At 60.5% G+C, this 17,736-nt stretch carries 13 protein-coding genes; 8 read left to right on the top strand and 5 right to left on the bottom strand.

Annotated features, from left to right (window positions below):
• Window positions 1-117: 117 nt before the first annotated feature.
• Window positions 118-834 (bottom strand): ribonuclease PH, encoded by a 717-nt coding sequence (gene rph, locus DYI22_RS16220; RefSeq protein WP_213479100.1) that lies wholly within the window; start codon window positions 832-834, stop codon window positions 118-120.
• A 190-nt stretch (window positions 835-1,024) separates the two neighbouring features.
• Here rph and DYI22_RS16215 point away from each other — a divergent pair, with 190 nt between their 5' ends.
• The 5 genes from DYI22_RS16215 (at window position 1,025) to DYI22_RS16195 (ending at window position 5,706) form a co-directional block, all read left to right on the top strand.
• Window positions 1,025-1,891, top strand: coding sequence for a YicC/YloC family endoribonuclease (locus DYI22_RS16215; RefSeq protein WP_213479099.1), 867 nt, complete (start codon window positions 1,025-1,027; stop codon window positions 1,889-1,891).
• A 104-nt stretch (window positions 1,892-1,995) separates the two neighbouring features.
• Window positions 1,996-2,628 carry a guanylate kinase gene (gene gmk, locus DYI22_RS16210; protein WP_213479098.1) on the top strand — a complete coding sequence of 211 codons (633 nt, stop codon included), beginning with the start codon at window positions 1,996-1,998 and terminating at the stop codon, window positions 2,626-2,628.
• Between the two features lie 85 nt (window positions 2,629-2,713).
• Window positions 2,714-2,926 (top strand): DNA-directed RNA polymerase subunit omega, encoded by a 213-nt coding sequence (gene rpoZ, locus DYI22_RS16205; protein WP_213479097.1) that lies wholly within the window; start codon window positions 2,714-2,716, stop codon window positions 2,924-2,926.
• A 176-nt stretch (window positions 2,927-3,102) separates the two neighbouring features.
• Complete coding sequence (locus DYI22_RS16200) at window positions 3,103-5,235, top strand: RelA/SpoT family protein (protein WP_213479096.1); 2,133 nt, start codon at window positions 3,103-3,105, stop codon at window positions 5,233-5,235.
• A gap of 84 nt (window positions 5,236-5,319) precedes the next feature.
• Window positions 5,320-5,706 carry a RidA family protein gene (locus DYI22_RS16195; protein WP_213479095.1) on the top strand — a complete coding sequence of 129 codons (387 nt, stop codon included), beginning with the start codon at window positions 5,320-5,322 and terminating at the stop codon, window positions 5,704-5,706.
• On the opposite strand, the gene DYI22_RS16190 is transcribed toward DYI22_RS16195, so the two are convergent.
• Window positions 5,690-6,565 carry an NAD-dependent epimerase/dehydratase family protein gene (locus DYI22_RS16190; protein WP_213479094.1) on the bottom strand — a complete coding sequence of 292 codons (876 nt, stop codon included), beginning with the start codon at window positions 6,563-6,565 and terminating at the stop codon, window positions 5,690-5,692. The genes DYI22_RS16195 and DYI22_RS16190 overlap by 17 nt on opposite strands.
• Window positions 6,566-6,652: 87 nt before the next feature.
• Between DYI22_RS16190 and DYI22_RS16185 the strand changes: the two genes are divergently transcribed.
• The 3 genes from DYI22_RS16185 to DYI22_RS16175 all read left to right on the top strand — a co-directional run bounded on the left by DYI22_RS16185 (window position 6,653) and on the right by DYI22_RS16175 (window position 11,190).
• Window positions 6,653-7,612 carry a hydrogen peroxide-inducible genes activator gene (locus tag DYI22_RS16185; protein WP_213479093.1) on the top strand — a complete coding sequence of 320 codons (960 nt, stop codon included), beginning with the start codon at window positions 6,653-6,655 and terminating at the stop codon, window positions 7,610-7,612.
• An 8-nt stretch (window positions 7,613-7,620) separates the two neighbouring features.
• Window positions 7,621-9,696 (top strand): ATP-dependent DNA helicase RecG, encoded by a 2,076-nt coding sequence (gene recG, locus DYI22_RS16180; RefSeq protein ID WP_213479092.1) that lies wholly within the window; start codon window positions 7,621-7,623, stop codon window positions 9,694-9,696.
• A gap of 129 nt (window positions 9,697-9,825) precedes the next feature.
• Window positions 9,826-11,190, top strand: coding sequence for an aminoacyl-tRNA deacylase and HDOD domain-containing protein (locus DYI22_RS16175; RefSeq protein WP_213479091.1), 1,365 nt, complete (start codon window positions 9,826-9,828; stop codon window positions 11,188-11,190).
• A gap of 348 nt (window positions 11,191-11,538) precedes the next feature.
• On the opposite strand, the gene DYI22_RS16170 is transcribed toward DYI22_RS16175, so the two are convergent.
• The 3 genes from DYI22_RS16170 to DYI22_RS16160 all read right to left on the bottom strand — a co-directional run bounded on the left by DYI22_RS16170 (window position 11,539) and on the right by DYI22_RS16160 (window position 17,735).
• Window positions 11,539-11,994: a DUF2489 domain-containing protein gene (locus DYI22_RS16170; RefSeq protein WP_213479090.1), complete on the bottom strand. Its 456-nt coding sequence runs from the start codon at window positions 11,992-11,994 to the stop codon at window positions 11,539-11,541.
• A gap of 17 nt (window positions 11,995-12,011) precedes the next feature.
• Window positions 12,012-14,318, bottom strand: a complete 2,307-nt coding sequence (locus tag DYI22_RS16165) for a molybdopterin-dependent oxidoreductase (protein ID WP_213479089.1) — start codon at window positions 14,316-14,318, stop codon at window positions 12,012-12,014.
• Between the two features lie 147 nt (window positions 14,319-14,465).
• The gene (locus DYI22_RS16160) at window positions 14,466-17,735 is read right to left on the bottom strand and encodes an Ig-like domain-containing protein (RefSeq protein WP_213479088.1); all 3,270 of its coding nucleotides are present in this window, start codon (window positions 17,733-17,735) and stop codon (window positions 14,466-14,468) included.
• Window position 17,736: the final 1 nt, after the last annotated feature.

Here is a 17,736-nt window from a genome sequence, read left to right as displayed (position 1 = left end):
CCCTGGCCGGAGAGGTCCCGGAAAAGCAACACCGCCCGGAGACGCCCGAGCTTTCAGGAAGTCTTCGTAGGTCGGATTAGGCGAAAGCCGTAATCCGACAACAATAACTCCAGAGAATTACCCCTCCAGCGCCGCCTTCTGAATCTCAAACAGCTGGTTAATCCCCTGCTTCGCCAGTGCCAGCATGCTGTCCAGTTCTTCCTGAACAAACGGTGCGCCTTCGGCAGTACCCTGAATCTCGATAAAACCACCCTGGTCGGTCATGATCACGTTCATGTCGGTTTCGGCTTCGGAATCTTCCGGGTAGTCGAGATCCACCACCGGTGTGCCTTTGTAGACGCCAACGGACAGGGCCGCAACCATCTGCTTCAGCGGTGATTTCTTCAGGCGTTTTTCCGCCACCAGATGGTTCAACGCATCCACCAGCGCCACGCAGCCGCCGGTGATCGCCGCGGTGCGGGTGCCGCCGTCGGCCTGGATGACGTCGCAGTCGATGGTGATGGAGTGCTCACCCAGAGCGCTGAGATCAACCGCCGCCCGCAGTGAGCGGCCGATCAGGCGCTGGATTTCGACGGTGCGGCCGCCCTGTTTGCCGCGGGCGGCCTCGCGGCCCATGCGGCTGCCGGTGGAGCGGGGCAGCATGCCGTATTCGGCGGTGATCCAGCCTTTGCCCTCGCCGCGCAGGAACGGCGGCACTTTGTTCTCGACGGAGGCGGTGCAGATAACTTTGGTGTCACCGAACTCGATCAGTACCGAGCCTTCGGCGTGGCGGGTGTAGTTGCGGGTGATTCGGATGTCTCTCGGTTGTTCCGGAGTTCTTCCGCTGGGTCGCATAGTATGTCCTGATATTGGTAGTGGATGTCCGGGGCTTTGTGCCCGGTGTTCGGAATAGGGAAGGGGCGAAGTATAACACGGTGCGGCGTCTGTCTCTGCCCGGCCTGGCCCCGGCTTTGGTCGGGTTCGCGGTTTGGCGCTGCACCCTGCTAAACTCGGACGATTGCATCGACTGAAAAGCGGAGCTGCCATGATCAGAAGCATGACTGCCTTTGCCCGCCAGGATACCCAGGGAGAGTGGGGAACACTGACGTGCGAGATTCGTACCGTGAACCACCGTTATCTGGAGCCGTCGTTCCGGTTGCCGGAGGCGTTGCGGGAGCTTGAAAACGCCTTTCGCGAGCAGCTTCGCAAGCAGCTGCGCCGCGGCAAGGTCGATGTCTCCATGCGCCTGCAAACCACGGATAACGCCACTCAGGGGTTCGAGATCAGTGACGAGATGGCCCATGCGGTGAATGAGGCCGCCAATCACGTCAACCGCATTCTCGACAACCCGGCACACATCAACGCCCTCGACGTTCTGCGCTGGCCTGGGGTGTTGTCGGTGAAAGAGCTGGATTATGGCCCGGCCCGGGAGGCGGCTGCAGAGCTGTTCGAACGCACGATTGCGGATCTGGTCACGGTCCGCGAGCGTGAGGGCGAGCGCCTGCGCCCCCTGTTTGAAGACCGTCTTGCCACCATGGGGCAGTTGGTGGAGGAGGTCCGCAAGCTGATGCCCGAGTTACTGAAAGCGCAGGAGCAGCACCTCAAGGATCGGTTCGAGAAGGCCCGGGTGGAGCTGGATGCTGAGCGTGTTGCCCAGGAAATGGTGATGCTGGCGCAGAAAAGTGATGTGGCGGAGGAGCTGGACCGGCTGAAGGCGCACATTTCCGAGGTGTCTGACACCCTGGCGTCCGATGAGGCCATTGGGCGCCGTCTGGACTTCCTGATGCAGGAGCTGAACCGTGAAGCCAACACGCTCAGTAGCAAAAGCATTGATGCCCGGGTAACCCGCGTGGCAGTGGATCTCAAGGTGCTGATCGAGCAGATGCGGGAGCAGGTGCAGAACCTGGAGTAAGGGTTTTCCCTATCGTGTATAATTCCGCCTCTTGTTAATGCGGCGGCGGGTTTGACCGGTTGTGTTGTCGCAGAATTCAGACAGTATCCGGAGTGTGGTGCGCCATGAGTCAGGCAGTTGAGCAAGGTACCCTTTACGTCATTTCGGCGCCATCGGGGGCGGGTAAAACCAGCCTGGTGGCCGAAATGCTGCGCAGTGATGAAAAGCTGGGGGTGTCGGTGTCGCACACCACCCGCCCGAAGCGCGAGGGTGAACAGCACGGCGTCAACTATCATTTTGTCAGCCGTGAAGAGTTCGAGGCGATGATCGGTCGTGGCGATTTTCTGGAACATGCGGATGTGTTTGGCAACTACTACGGCACGTCCCAGGTCTGGGTGCGGGAAACCCTGGCCATGGGTCGCGATGTCATTCTCGAGATCGACTGGCAGGGTGCCGAACAGGTACGCCGGCTGATTCCAGAGTGTGTGGGCATCTTTATTGTGCCTCCGTCCGCGGACGTGCTGCGGGAACGTCTGATTGGTCGCGGCACCGACGCGCCGGAGGTGGTGGAACGCCGGTTAACGGAAGCGAGTGACGAGTGCAGCCATGCCCTGGAGTTTGATTACCTGGTGGTAAACGATCACTTCGACGAGGCGCTTGCCGATTTGCTGGCCATTGTGCGTGCCCAGCGGCTGCGTATGACGGCGCAGCAGGATCGTCATGGCGGGCTTCTGGCGCAGTTGTCCCAGCGCCGCTGATCGCGTTTCGTTGTATACAAATTGAGCCGGCCGCAGTACACTACGCGGTCTGCTAGATCAGTCATTTTATTTTGTCGGGGAAGTTATGGCACGAGTTACCGTTGAAGATTGTCTGGAAAACGTCGATAACCGTTTTCAGCTGGTTATGCTGGCTACAAAGCGCGCCCGCCAGATTGCCACCAAGGGCTTTGAGCCGATGGTAGCCGAAGAGAATGACAAGCCAACCGTCATTGCTCTGCGTGAAATCGCGGAAGGAAAGGTAACGCGCAGTCTTCTGACCGAAGACGACGAACAGTAAGCCTTCGCGACGGCCGTAATGGTAAAAACACCTAGCGGCCGGCCATAAGCATTGAATTCTGTCCCTGCGGTTTTATAGTGTAGCTATAAAGCATTACTGGACGGACAGCGGAAGGACCCGGATGCGTGCATTCGGGTTTTTTTGTCCCTGAATCTCAGTCTTTAGGTGGAGGCGCGGTGTCGGCAGAGGCAACGGTTGAAGGGCTGGCGAAAGAGCTCAGCTCCTATCTGGATACCCATCGCATCAATCAGGTGCGAAGAGCCTACTATTATGCCGAACAGGCCCATGAGGGCCAGATGCGCCGCAGTGGCGATCGTTACATAACCCACCCCCTTGCCGTCGCTCACATCCTTGCCGACCTGAAACTTGACCATCAGAGCCTGATGGCTGCCATGTTGCACGATGTGATCGAAGACACCGGCATTCCCAAGGATGCCCTGTCCGATCAGTTCGGTGACGATGTGGCGGAACTGGTGGACGGCGTCAGCAAGCTGACCCAGATCGAATTCCGCTCCCGCGCAGAAGCCCAGGCCGAGAATTTCCAGAAGATGACCCTGGCCATGGCCCGGGACATCCGCGTGATTCTGGTGAAGCTGGCGGACCGCCTGCACAACATGCGCACCCTGGGGCCCATGCCCTACGAGAAGCGCCAGCGCATCGCTAACGAAACCCTGGATATTTACGCGCCCATCGCCAACCGCCTTGGTATGCACTCCATCTGCACCGAGCTGGAAGACCTCGGCTTTGCTTCCCTGTACCCCATGCGGTCCCGCTACATTTCCAAGGCGGTGGAAAAACTGCGGGGCAGTCACCGGGAAATCATTGACGAGATCCGCGGCCGGCTGCAGGAAAAGCTGGAAGAACGGGGCCTGCCGGGGCGGATTCTGGGGCGCGAAAAACACCTGAACAGCATCTACAACAAGATGAAGTTCAAGCAGAAGTCCTTCCATGAAATCATGGACGTGTACGCGTTCCGGATCATCACCGACAGCGAAGATGACTGCTACCGCATCCTCGGCGCCGTGCACAGCCTGTACAAGCCGCTGCCGGGCCGGTTCAAGGACTACATTGCCATGCCCAAGGCAAACGGCTATCAGTCCCTGCATACCACCCTGTTCGGCATGCACGTGAACATCGAAATCCAGATCCGCACCGAGGAAATGGAGCACATCGCCAACAACGGTATTGCCGCCCACTGGATGTACAAGAACGAGCCATCCAGCGTCACCAGCGTGAATCAGTCACGGGTTGACCGTTGGGTGAAAGGCCTGATGGAAATGCGCGAGCGGGCCGACGATTCCCTTGAATTCATTGAGCATGTAAAAGTCGACCTGTTCCCGGATGAGATTTACGTGTTCACGCCCAAGGGCAAGATCATGGAGCTGCCCGGTGGGGCGACCCCGGTGGACTTTGCCTACGCCATTCACACCGATATCGGCAACGCCACCGTTGCCTGTCGCATCAACCGCAATCTGGGCTCGCTCAGCCAGCCGCTGCAGAGTGGTCAGACCGTGGAGGTGATCACCGCGCCGGGCGCCCGGCCCAATCCCGCGTGGCTGAGTTTCGTGGTCACCGGCAAGGCACGCAGCAGCATCCGCCATGTTCTGAAGAATCAGAAGCGGGCGGAATCGCTGGATCTCGGCAAGACGCTGCTGAAGAAATCCCTGAAAGGCTTCGGTACCAGCCTGTCGAAAATCAGCGACAGCCAGATCGATGCGGTGGTCCGTCATAACCAGGTCAGCAGTCTGGATGATCTGGTCAGTGAAATCGGCCTTGGTAACCGCATGGCCTATCTGGTGGCGCGGCAACTGGTCAGCGGTGCCGAGGAAACGCCGGCGGAGCCTTCCCGGTCTCAGCCGGAAGGCGGTCCGGTCACCATCCGCGGTACCGAGGGACTGTTGGTGCGCTTTGCCAGCTGTTGCAAGCCCATCCCCGGCGACCCGGTGGTGGGTGTGATGGATTCGGGCAAGGGCATGGTGATTCACTCAGACACCTGCTCACGTCTGCCCGAAGGCGATGACGCCCGAGCCCGCCTGACCCACCTGAAGTGGGCCAAGGACATCACCGACGAGTTCTCGGTGGAGTTGCGGGTGGAGCTTGAACGCCAGCGCGGGGTGATTGCCGAGGTGGCCAATGCCGTGGCCATGGCCGATGGCAATATCGAACGCATCAATGTGGAAGAACAGAATGCCCGCCTTGGCGTGGTCAGCCTGGTGGTTCACGTTAATGGGCGTCGCCACCTCGCCCGGGTCATGCGTCGCATCCGCAACATCCGCGCGGTTACCCACATCAACCGGGTTCGCCACTGACGCCAGGCCCGACCAAGCGCTGGTTGACAGGGTGAGCTCCAAGGGGCGACGATTGGCGTTTTGGACGAGAGGATCCCAAAGGTCATGACCAACAAATCTGTTATCCAGACTGAAAATGCGCCCCAGGCAATCGGTACCTATTCCCAGGCGGTAAAAGCCGGCGATACCGTGTACCTGTCAGGCCAGATTCCTCTGGTGCCGGAAACCATGGAAGTGGTCGCCGGTGATTTCTCCGCCAAGACCCGTCAGGTGTTCGAGAACCTGAAGGCGGTCTGCGAGGCCAGTGGCGGTGAACTCAAAGACATCGTCAAGCTCAACATCTACATGACCGACCTGGCGAATTTCGCCACGGTGAATGAAATCATGGCCACCTACTTCCAGGAGCCGTACCCGGCCCGCGCGGCGGTGGGAGTTGCCGCGCTGCCCAAGGGCGTGCCCATCGAAATGGAAGCGGTCATGGTGTTGAGCTGAGCGCAATCATTTCCCGGTAACCGGTGCGGAAATCGGGATAGCGGAAGCTGAAACCACTGTCCAGCAAACGCTGATTGCGACATCGCTTGCTACCCGCGCGCCCGCCTTTGCGGGCGTTTTCCTTTGGCGGCGCGCACTTCACCTGCTGTCTTACCCAGGCCACCACTTCATCCAGCCGAACCGGCTCGCAGTCGCTGGCCAGGTAACAGTCCTCAAGAGTCTCCCCTGACAGCGCCTTGTTCACCAGATGCGCGACCACCGCGGCGGCATCGTCTTCGTGAATGCGGTTGCTGTAAGGGGCAGGGCTGATCGGATCCATGCCTCCGTCCATCACCTCTTCAAGGAACCTGCGGCGGCCTGGCCCGTAGATGCCGCTGAAGCGCACGACCGTGGCAGGGATGCCACTGCCCAGTGCCGTGCGCTCGCCGGCGATGATGGTTTGCCCGCTGAACCGCGCGGGCTCCGCGGCGCTGGTTTCATCCACCCAGGAATCGTCGTTCTGGGCATACACGCTGGTGCTGCTGATGAAGATCAGCCGCTTGGGGGGCGAGCCCTTGATGGCATCGAGCAGGTGCTGCAGGCCGTTGACGTAGGCGTCCCGGTAGCCCTGTTCGTCGTAGCTGGCGGGGGTAAGGCAGTAAATCACGATATCCAGATCGTCTGGCACTACCGCTCGGACCTGCTCAGGGCGGGTCAGGTCGGCGCCGAGGGGGGCTATGCCTGTTGGTACGTTGTCGGGGTTGCGGCGCAGGCCAAAGACCTCACCCTGGCCGGTTAGCAGGGTGGCGATGGCGCCCCCGAGCTTGCCGCACCCGGCCACCAGAATTCGTGGCAGTTTATTGCTTTCAGTGATTGCCATAGACAATTTCAATCCTTATGCTTTGGCTTATCGAGACAGGGAGCGGTTAACGCACCTGACCTGGACGAATACTGACCGGAGCCCGCCATGACTCTCACCGAGTTACGATACGTTGTTACCCTCGCACGGGAAAGGCATTTTGGCCGCGCGGCGGAGCGCTGTCACGTCAGCCAGCCTACCCTGAGTGTGGCGGTGAAGAAGCTGGAAGACGAGTTGGGCATTCCTTTGTTCGAGCGCAGCAAAAGCAGCATCCGTGTGACCGAAACCGGCCAGCGCATTATCGAGCAGGCTCAGCGGGTGCTGGATCAGGTGGGCGTGATCAAGGACATGGCCCAGGACGGTAAGAATCAGCTCAACTCGCCGTTGCGGGTCGGCGCCATCTATACCATTGGTCCTTACCTGTTTCCCCATCTGCTGCCGGAACTGCGTCGTGCCGCGCCGGAGATGCCACTGTTTATCGAAGAGAATTACACCGCCAGTTTGCGCCAGAAGCTGCGACATTCCGAGCTTGATGCCATCATCATTGCTTTGCCATTCGAAGAGCCGGAAGTGGTGACACTGCCGCTTTACGACGAACCCTTCGTGGTGCTGTTGCCCGCCGGCCATCCGCTGACGGCAAAGGACAGCCTGACCGCCGAGGAGCTGGCGAAGGAGCAGTTGCTGCTGCTCGGGCCCGGGCACTGTTTCCGGGATCAAGTGCTGGAGTCCTGCCCGCCGCTGGTTGAGGCGGTCACCCGCAACGCTGGTGCGACGGCGCCGGCGCTGGTCACCGAAGGCAGCTCCCTGGAAACCATCCGCCACATGGTGGCGTCGGGGCTCGGCATCACCGTTCTGCCACTTTCCGCGGCAACCGCCATGCAATACCACGAAGACATCCTGGCGGTGCGCCCCTTTGCCGCCCCGGTGCCGTTCCGGACCGTAGCCCTGGCGTGGCGGGTGACTTTCCCCCGGCCCAAGGCCATTGACGTGCTGTCGCTGGCGGCCAGCCAGTGCCGTGTCATCGAAAAAGCCAGGACGGATTCCCCGGCTGCCGCAGCCAGCGCCTGAGGTTGTCGATGACGTCATTGGATGACATCTCGGTTACCGCACTCAAAGGTGTCGGGAGCGCCCTGGCAGACCGGTTGGCAAAGCTGGGGATTCACTCCCTGCAGGACCTGCTGTTTCATCTGCCCCATCGCTATGAGGACCGGACCCGCGTCGTCCCCATGGGCAATCTGCGCGTCGGTGACGTCGGCGTGGTGGAGGGCGAGGTGGTCAAGACCGACCTGGTCATGGGGCGTCGCCGTAGCCTTCAGGTAACCCTGAAGGACCAGAGCGGATTTCTGGTGATGCGCTTTTTCCACTTCAACGCCGCCCAGAAGAACCAGCTCTCCGAGGGGGCGAGGGTGCGGTGTTTCGGCGAGGTACGACCGGGCCGCGCCGGATACGAGTTCTACCACCCCGAGTACCAGACCAACCCGCCACCGATGCCAGCGGCGGGCGAGGCAACCCTGACGCCTGTCTATCCGCTGACCGAGGGTATCCAGCAGCCCCGCGTGCGGTCGCTGTGCCAGCAGGCGCTCACCTATCTGAAACGTTATCCGATCCACGACTGGTTGCCGCCGGCGTTGCTGGCGGATTATCAGCTGCCGGGTATAACCGAGGCCGTGGAGCTGGTGCATGCACCGCCAGCCAATGCCCCGGTACACCTGCTGATGGAGGGGCGTCATCCGGCGCAGCAACGGCTGGTGATGGAAGAGCTGTTGGCGCACCAGCTCAGTCTGCTGCAGGTGCGTGAGCAGATTCAGGCGCGGCAGGCACTGCCGTTGCTGCCCTCCGGTGATCTGGCGGAACGTTTTCTTGAGGAGTTGCCGTTCCGCCTGACCGGTGCCCAGCAGCAGGTTTTGCGGGAGATCCGGCAGGATCTCAGCCAGCCGTTGCCGATGCTTCGCCTGGTTCAGGGCGATGTCGGATCCGGGAAAACCGTGGTGGCCGCCCTCGCGGCACTGCAGGCAATCGGGGCGGGAACCCAGGTGGCGCTGATGGCGCCCACCGAGATACTGGCCGAGCAGCATTACCAGAATTTCCGTGACTGGCTGGAACCGCTGGGTATTCGCCTGGCGTGGCTGTCGGGCAAGGTCAAGGGCAAGGCCCGACGGGAGGCGCTTGAGCTGGTCAGCAGCGGCGAAGCCGCGGTGGCGATTGGCACCCATGCGCTGTTTCAGGACGAGGTTGCGTTTAACCGCCTGGCGCTGGTGATTGTGGACGAGCAGCACCGATTCGGGGTTCATCAGCGCCTGGCGTTACGGGAAAAGGGCGTAGGCGGTACCCTGGCGCCCCACCAACTGATCATGACCGCCACACCGATTCCGCGCACCCTCGCCATGAGCGCCTACGCGGATCTCGATACCTCGGTGATTGACGAGCTGCCGCCCGGGCGCAAGCCGATAGAAACCGTCACGATTCCGGACAGCCGCCGGGATGACGTCATTGAGCGGGTTCGCAATGCCTGCCGGGAAGGCCGGCAGGCTTACTGGGTCTGCACACTGATCGAGGAGTCCGAAGCGCTGCAGTGCCAGGCGGCGGAAGTGACGGCTCAGGAGCTGGCCGAGCGCCTGCCGGATCTGTCCGTGGGCCTGGTGCACGGGCGCCTCAAGGCCGCCGAGAAGGCGGCCATCATGGCGGAATTCAAGAACGGCGAGCTGGACCTGTTGGTGGCCACAACGGTGATCGAAGTGGGGGTGGACGTTCCCAACGCGTCGTTGATCATCATCGAGAATCCCGAGCGACTGGGCCTGGCTCAGTTGCACCAGCTGCGGGGCCGGGTCGGTCGGGGCGAGCAGGCCAGTTTCTGCGTGCTGATGTATCACCCGCCGCTGTCGCTGAATGGTAAGGCCCGCCTGCAGGCCCTGAGAGAAAGCCAGGATGGTTTTTTCATCGCCGAGAAGGATCTTGAGATCCGTGGCCCGGGGGAGGTGCTGGGCACCCGCCAGACTGGCATGATGCAGTTCCGTCTGGCCGACTTCGAGCGCGACAAGGGCTGGATCGAGTCGGTGCGTGCCATGGCCCCGGGGTTGATGAAACACCCCGACACCGTCCGCGGGCTGATTCGCCGCTGGCTGGGCGAGAAGATTCGATACGGCGACGTGTGAGGGGGCCGGTTGGCAGGAAAAATGTAAAGAACCCGGCGCATGTCAAAACCCGGGTGTATCGACTACCGTATACTGGTTAGAAATCCATGGTGCCCGGAGTTGGCACATTGACGCTTTTGGGAGAGAGTTATGGAACTACCTGTCGCGGTCCGACAGGCATTGGGTGAGTCGGCGGGGGAAGTGTCCCTGCGCGATGTCAGTCAGGCCCGAACTGACCAGTTGCTGAGAATGGTGCTGCTCAGCGATGAACAGGGAAACCTCCAGGCCATCTGTCGTCAGGACGATCTTCTTGATATCAATGCCCTGAACCAGCAACTGGGTCGCGATCTTCAGGTGATGAAGCGTCGTGATCAGCTGCGGGTCAGGGAGCGCGCGGGCCTGGCCGAACTGCCGGCCTTGCCGTCGCTGACCGGCTGGCCCTGCGTGGTGGACGAGCGTGTTGACCGCCTGTCGACGGTGGCCCTGGCGCTTGGCGCCCAGAATCTGGCCATGGTCATGCCGTGCGCAGACTTTCTCGCGCTCACCGCCAGTGCGCAGCGCGCGGCGTTTGCAGTGGCCCCGGAAACCATTGCCGTCAATCTGGACCGCCCGGATCGGGACCGCGACCAGCTCCACAGCGCCATCAAAAAATTTACCGGGCTACGGATTCAGCAGCGTCTGGAGGACACGCTCGAATTGCCGCCGCTGCCGGAAACCGCCCAACGCATCATTCATCTGCGGGTCAATCCCAATGCCGTCATGGGGGATCTGGTGGACATCGTGGAGAGCGATCCGAGCCTCGCCGCGCAGGTAGTAAGCTGGGCGTCGTCGTCGTTTTATGCAGCGGCTGGTCAGGTGCGGTCGGTGCACGATGCGGTCTCCCGGGTTCTGGGGTTCGACCTGGTGATGAACCTGGCCATGGGGCTTGCGCTGGGCCGGGCACTGAAGCAGCCTCAGGATCATCCCGAAGGCTATGTGGATTACTGGCAACAGGCGATCTGGCAGGCCCAGTCAGCGGGCATCCTTGCCAGCATGATGCCCCGGGGCCAACGGCCGGCGTTCGGGCTGGCTTATCTGGCGGGGCTGCTGCACAACTTTGGCTATCTGGTGCTGGCCCAGGTGTTTCCACCCCATTTCAAGCTCGTCTGCCGTTCCCTGGAAGTCAATCCCGCGATGGATTCGTCACCAATCGAACATTATCTGCTGGGTGTTACCCGGGAGCAGATCGCGGCGGAACTGATGCAGAACTGGGGCATGCCCGATGAAGTCACCCTGGCTATTCGTTACCAGAAAAATCCGGACTACGACGGCACCCACGCAGATTACGCCAAGCTGCTTTGGCTCGGGCGGCAGCTATTGGCCAATCGCGGCATAGCGATCGGCGCCGGCGAGCCGGTGGCGCCAGAGTTCTATACCTCACTTGGGCTGGATCAGGCCCGGGTTGAAGAACAGTTCGATGAACTGGTCAGCAACAAGGCCGGTATCATGGCGATGGCCGGAATGATGACTCCCTGACTCCCGCAGGCCGCTGATATCACACGCAAAAAAGCCGGCCCAAGGGCCGGCAAGCTCACCCGCTTGTTGCAGAGTCGTCCAAACTTATCAGGAGAAAACAACGTAAGGTGTCCGCAGAGAATGGTGTGGGTCACCTTGTCTTTAAATCTAGCCTATGGGACCGGAAATAAAAGTCAGCCCTGGCTGGAGCCTGCACCTGATCAGGGCGTCATAATTCGGTCATATCGGAATGCATTGATTTGCAATGCTAATTGGTTTGCCGGCTGGCCTTTTCTGTTACAAAAAATTACAAACAACTGCCGGCGAGGGTGGGAGAGACCTATCCCGGGGCGCGGCCGTCCTGAACCATCAGAACGGATGTTGCCTGAGTGCGGTGGCGGCACGTCGAATCGCATCGGCGTGGCGGGCCTCCAGCGCCAGCCGTTCCCGGTCCATTTTTTCGATGAACCGCGTTTCCGTGGCTTGGCGCGCCCGGTGGGTGGGCATGTGCTGGAGCTGATCAGATACCTCCCGGAAGACTCGGTAAGGCGGTTGTTCCAGTAGCTCTGGCGCCACATGGTCCAGCAATCCTTTCAGACGCAGGCAGGCTTCCGAGTACTCGACCTGATCCTCTTCCACCGCCATGGCAATCACCTGGATGCTTTCCACCATGGATTGCCGGCGCTGCTCCCGGAAGGCCTGGTTTTTGTCGTTCCGTTGCCGGCTCTGGCGAAGCAGCTTTGCCTGACGCAGGATAAACGCCGACAGGGCCGCTATCGCGAGCAGCCCGGCAACGATGAGTGTCCATTGCAGCCACAGGGGCATGGGTATCTCCTTCTCTGTCAGGCCCGCTTGCGCTGACGTTCAGCCCGCCAGACTTTGACCTTAACCCGTTGGCCATTCAGTACGGACGTGCCCACCAATGGATCAGTTTGCTGATCGCTCAGTACGTCGTTGATGCTGGCGCCGGCGTGGGCGGCCGCGACGGTCTGGCCGGTGCCTGTGCGGTGATGGCCCCAGCCGTGGGGTACGGAGACCACGCCCGGCATGATGTCTTCGGTTATTTCTACCATCAGGACTATGCCGGTGCTGACGTCCTTCGCCTGTGAGGTGACCTCTGCCGAGTCACCCGCCTGCAGGCCGCAGCGGGCCGCGTCTTTGGGGTGAATCATCAGGGTGCAGCGATCCTTGCCTTTTACCAGGCGTTGGCTGTTGTGCATCCACGAGTTGTTGCTGCGCACGTGGCGACGGCCAATCATCATCAGATCCGCACTGACCGGGCTCGCCAGCAAGGCGTGTAGCCGGTGCAGGTCCTGCAGATACCGGCGAGGGGCCAGGTTGACTTTGCCATCACGGGTGAACAGCCGCTCCGGCATGCACGGCCGCAGCGGCCCCAGGTCAACGCCGTTTGGGTTATCCCTCAGCGCACTCAGCGACAGCCCCTTGGGCAGGTCCTGCCAGTGACGATTCAGCGGGCTGAGTCTGGCCAGTCCCTGAAGCGGATGGCGCTTCGGCAGCACATCCATCACCAGATCGATGGCGGGCTGCATCACGGCGCGTGCGGCCCCGATATCGGCACCGTATGGGCCTGTGCGCAACAACAGATCAAGAATGGTGTCTGGCCCGATCTGCTTGAACGCTCGCCAACCCAATTCCGCACGCAGTGGCAGGCGGCCGCCCTTGCGCTTTTTCTCGAGCCGGTGCGCCAGCTCCAGCAGGATCTGCCAGTCGTGGCGGGTATCATCGCCGGCCTCGAACAGTGCCTCGCTGTATTTGGCGACGTTACGCACGGCAAACATACTGAAGATCAGGTCGTAGTGGCTGCGTTCCAGAGCGGCGGTGGGCGGCAGGATGACGTCCGCATGGCGGGTGGTCTCGTTCAGGTAGTAATCCACCGAGACCATGAAATCCAGGCCTTCAAGCGCCTGGTCCAGTCGCCCGCCGTTGGGATTGGAGAGCACCGGATTGCCGGCCACGGTGACGAACGCCTTGATCTGGCCGTCGCCTGGCGTGAGCATTTCGTCGGCCATGGTACTGGCGGGGTATTCGCCGGCGAACTCCGGCAGCTTTTTCACGCGGCTGTAGCGTTTGCCGAAATGACCCTGCTGGCCGGACATGCCGCCGAGGGCGATCAGGTCGATGGCCGGTTGGGTAAACATCACGCCGCCGGTGGCATCGAGTTTTCCGGTAAGAATGTTCAGGCAGTAAGCCAGCCAGGTGGCGACGCCGCCAAAGGCCTGTGTGCTGGTCCCCATGCGAGTGTAGAGGGCGGCCTTGCGGGTGGTGGCCAGTTGGCGGGCCAGGCCGCGAATGTGGTCGGATTCGATGCCGGTGTGCTCGCTGACGGCTTCCGGGGTGAACGCCAGTGAAGCCAGGCGGAGCAAATCGACATCTTTGGTCCAGTTTTCCGCATGGCCGAGATTCACCAGGTTCTCGTCAAACAGGGTGTGCACCATCGCCATCAGCAGCAGGGCGTCAGTACCCGGGCGAATGAAGTGGAATTCATCCGCCAGTTTTGCGGTTTCGGTGCGCCTCGGATCCACCACGATCATTTTGCCACCGCGGCTTTTCAGGGTCTTCAGGCGCCCCCTCACGTCCGGAACCGTCATCAGGCTGCCGTTGGAGGCCATCGGGTTGGCGCCGATGCAGATAAACAGGTCGGTGCGGTCAATGTCCGGAATCGGGAACAGGATCTGATGCCCGAACATGTCGAGGCTGGCGAGCATGTGGGGCAACTGGTCGTTGGAGGTGGCCGAGAAGCGGTTCTGGCTGCCAATGGCCCGCAGGAATGGCATGGTGGCGATGAGCGAGCCGTGGTTATGCACGTTCGGGTTGCCCAGGTACACGCCGATGCTGTTGCGGCCGTGTTCCTTGCGCACCCGGTGCAGCCGGTCTGCGACCAGCTCAAAGGCTTCGTCCCACTCCATTTCCTGCCAGCCGGCGTCCGTGCGGCGAACCGGTTTCTTCAGGCGATCCGGGTCTTCGTGCAAATCCTGCAGGGCAACGGCTTTGGGGCAGATATGGCCCCGGCTCAACGGGTCGTCCTCGTCACCCTTGATGGAGGTAATGTGACCGTTCTGCACCTCAATGGCGACGCCGCACATTGCCTCGCACAGGTGGCAGGTACGGTAATGGGTGCCGTTTTCCATGGGGCTCTCTCCGTTGAATTTTTTGTTATCTGACTTTCAGTCAAATTAGCAGGAAAAGCAAACAAGGGGAAAAGCCCGGCTTGCCTCAAAAGGCCATAAAAAAGGCCAGCCCGAAGGCTGGCCTGAAGGGAGAGTAAGGCCTGTTGATCAATACTCTTCCGGGATTTCCTTGATCGGGTTGGAGAGGAAGTTCAGGTAGACGCCTTGCTCAGGGATTTCCAGGGGTATGTAAACCGCACCTGATGCGAGATCCTCCTCGCCTACTAGCGCACCGCAATTGGAAAGATCTGTATCTCCTCCTAAAAGGCCAAGCACATCGCCAAGACAACTAACCAGATTTACACCGCCCTCAATAACGGGGTTGTTACCTGACACGATGACATTGATCTCCGGAGAGTTGGTATTACGTTGCTCAACCTGCATGCGGCCATCATCGAAAAAGACGATCGGGCCTTCGAGCGTGAGCTTGATGTCGTAGCTGTATAGGTTGTGTTCCAACAGTGCCCCACCATCAGGCAGGCCGAGATTCGGAGCATCAAGTGTCAAATCAGCGGTGGTCTTGAACTTCGGGCGGCCATCCTCCCCTTCAATTATGATCCCCTCAACCAATCCGAGAGGGTTTCCTTCTTCTGGGTTGGGCTCCCCGTAGGTCATCCGCAGAATTTGCGGTCCGGTTTCTTGTTCACCCAGACCAGACAGGAAAACGCTGGCAGATGTTGTGCCAAGCATCGTCGGGTAAAGTAGAACTCTGACACCCTCGTTGCCGTCCTCATCTACCCCGGGGCCTATAATCTCTGTATTCAGGCCATAGGTTTGGTAGATGAATTTCTTTTCAGGGCAGTTTTGATTTGGTTCACAGCCAACTTGGGCCTGGATCAGTCCGTCGACCCCCACTAGCTCCGCTCCTTCCTCGCGCACGGCAAGCTGTGCAGCATTTGCGGAAGGCAGGAAGCCACCATTGCCATCATCTTCGTGGCTGAAAGGCTCCAGGCAGTCAGTTCCGCCCGCTACATCGCAGTCTACAATGTAGTTCGAGTTGGTATCCCGTATCGGCAGGTTACGCAGGGGAGTAAATACCGTGTTCGTTGCTTCTACGCCACGGAAGTAGATTTCCATATTTGGTCCACCAGTGGATTCCGGATCCACCAGAAGATCAGTTTTCAGCACCAGGCCATTCTCGCCACAAATGTTTTGCTCACATGTACCACCACTCTCGGAGTGCATGGTATAGCGATAGAAGCCGTCAACTTCCCAGGGCTCATCCGGGTAGAAACGAATACGCTGATTGTTTTTCTCAAGTCGTCCGCTAACTTCGCTGGGATTACCGCCGTCTGCATCCACTTTCTCAATGGTGAGCGTCTCATGGAGGCGAATGGAGTCCAGATCCATTGACTGCGAGAACACTACAACGATAGGGCGATCTTTTGGCAGTGTAGTTACCGGAAGAACTTCGCCCAATGGACCGTCGGCAGCTGCGTCCGCGCATTGACCATGCGTTCCGGCTTCAAGATCTACCGGTGTGTCGTTCTGATCTACATAGCACGGATAGCCAGGGTAAGTGGTTAAGGCAATTGGCGAGCGTTGGGTGACGGTTGTCCCGTCTCGCTCGATTTCTGGCAGGCTAAAGGTCAACGATGGAACGGTAGCAGGGTTCCCATTGATATCCGTCACGCCGTTCACCGTAACCGTGTACTCAACACCGTGCTTCAGGCCACCTTCCGGATTTAGCACCAGCACCGTGCCGTCCACTTTGGTGTTCAGGTTGGCGATATCGCCACCGCTGGTGGAAAGCGTCACCCCGCCGTTGACGGAGTCCGGGTCCAGTGGCTCATCGAAGTTGAGAATGACTGGGTCGCCCGGGCGCTGCATGTCCTGCCGTGTGGACGGCAAAGCGTCTTCTGCGCCTGGCATCCAACTGACCAGTTGCGGGCCGGTGATGTCCAGCAAGGCGTCATCGCGCTGGCCGGCGGCGTCCAGTTGCGAGGTGGAGTCGGTGGCCGCCTCGATGCGGAAGGCGATGGTGGAGTCGGTGAATTCCTGGCCCAGCAGGTTGGGTTCCACCATGCCGATGGCATCGATGGTCAGGGTGCCATCCTCCACGATTGCGATACCGCTGAGTTCAACACCCAGCAGGTCCTGGGACAGTGACGCGTTGGGCTGTGCCTCTTCCGTGTTCATGGACACGTCCATGAACAGTTTGACGTGGCGCGGCGCATTCAGGTCGTCGGTGTAGGGGTTGGGCATCAGGTAGCCAGTGGCGTCGGACAGCATGGTGACCTTGATGTTGCCGGTCTGCTGAATCTCACCGGTGGCCGGATCAATGATCGGTACGGAACCGTTGATGCGCACATCCAGGCTGCTGCTGTTCAGGATGCTGCCTTTGGGCACCCGCAGCGGCAGCGGTTCGTCCGCCTCAAACGCCGGCGCGAACGCCAGTTCCGCGAACAGGCCGCCGGTTTGTTGAGAGGGGCCGGCAATGCCCTGCAGAACAGAGTTCAGGGTTACGCCGTTGATGATCTGGCCGTTCAGCCTGGACTTGCGGGCATCGCTGGCACTGCTGCCTGCGTTCAGGCCCGAGTCGATCACTTGCTGGAACAGCACTACCGTCGGGCTGGTGTCCCGGGGCGTGAACGCCTGTTCGTAGTTTTCCAGCGTGCCACCGTTCACTCCCGGCAGATTGCGCACTGAAACGGTGTAGGTGGCGCCCGGTGTCAGTACGTCATCCTCGCGGCCGCACAGGGTGGGCTCATCCGGAACACACGGGTCAATCGTCACCAACCGGCCCTTGACCAGTACCGTGGCCGGTACCGGGTCGCCGTTACTGTCAGTAATTTCGATCACGCCACCGAGTTCCTGCCACTGCGGGTGCACCGGCTGGGTCAGGCGCAGACGGAACGTGGAGAAGTTCATCGGTCGGAACACGCCGTCCGGCGAGGGAATCATCTGGTCCACGCCAAAACTTTCGCTGAGGTTGTCCAGGCCGGCGATGCCACTGAAGGCGCCCCGGGTGGAGAACTGGATGCCCTCGGCGCCGATCGCGTTTGGCGTCTCGATGATGCGGTTGTTCTCGGCGAACAGGCCCTCGGCAAACTCGATGGTGTACTCAGTTCCGGGGCTCAGTTCGCCCTCGGGTGAAAGCTTGAGGCTGCGATTGCCATCCACGCCCTCGACGGTAAACGGTACCGTGGTTTCGCCGGTACTCACACGGATCTTGCCGGACAGATCTTCATCGGTCACTGCGTGGGAGAAGCGCAGAACCAGATCTGCCTTGGGGCTGACCTCTCGCTGACCGTCAGAGGGGTATGAATAGACCACCGCGCCCGGAGTGCGGGGTTCGGCGATCTCCTGTCCATCGCCACCACCACAGGCGGCAAGAATTGCTGCGGGTAAAAGTGCCAGTGTGTTTTTGTAGTTCATG

Origin of the sequence: Marinobacter lipolyticus (genome assembly GCF_018424605.1) — a bacterium.
Taxonomy (GTDB): Bacteria; Pseudomonadota; Gammaproteobacteria; order Pseudomonadales; family Oleiphilaceae; genus Marinobacter; species Marinobacter lipolyticus_B.
The sequence above is the reverse complement of the archived record's forward strand: the minus strand, read 5'-3'. Positions and strand labels throughout refer to the sequence as shown.

Bases quoted from the DNA above. Each gene is read 5' to 3' on its own strand.
- rph (WP_213479100.1), bottom strand. From the start codon at position 834: ATGCGACCCAGCGGAAGAACTCCGGAACAACCGAGAGACATCCGAATC.
- DYI22_RS16215 (WP_213479099.1), top strand. From the start codon at position 1,025: ATGATCAGAAGCATGACTGCCTTTGCCCGCCAGGATACCCAGGGAGAG.
- gmk (WP_213479098.1), top strand. From the start codon at position 1,996: ATGAGTCAGGCAGTTGAGCAAGGTACCCTTTACGTCATTTCGGCGCCA.
- rpoZ (WP_213479097.1), top strand. From the start codon at position 2,714: ATGGCACGAGTTACCGTTGAAGATTGTCTGGAAAACGTCGATAACCGT.
- DYI22_RS16195 (WP_213479095.1), top strand. From the start codon at position 5,320: ATGACCAACAAATCTGTTATCCAGACTGAAAATGCGCCCCAGGCAATC.
- DYI22_RS16190 (WP_213479094.1), bottom strand. From the start codon at position 6,565: ATGGCAATCACTGAAAGCAATAAACTGCCACGAATTCTGGTGGCCGGG.
- DYI22_RS16185 (WP_213479093.1), top strand. From the start codon at position 6,653: ATGACTCTCACCGAGTTACGATACGTTGTTACCCTCGCACGGGAAAGG.
- recG (WP_213479092.1), top strand. From the start codon at position 7,621: ATGACGTCATTGGATGACATCTCGGTTACCGCACTCAAAGGTGTCGGG.
- DYI22_RS16175 (WP_213479091.1), top strand. From the start codon at position 9,826: ATGGAACTACCTGTCGCGGTCCGACAGGCATTGGGTGAGTCGGCGGGG.
- DYI22_RS16170 (WP_213479090.1), bottom strand. From the start codon at position 11,994: ATGCCCCTGTGGCTGCAATGGACACTCATCGTTGCCGGGCTGCTCGCG.
- DYI22_RS16165 (WP_213479089.1), bottom strand. From the start codon at position 14,318: ATGGAAAACGGCACCCATTACCGTACCTGCCACCTGTGCGAGGCAATG.
- DYI22_RS16160 (WP_213479088.1), bottom strand. From the start codon at position 17,735: ATGAACTACAAAAACACACTGGCACTTTTACCCGCAGCAATTCTTGCC.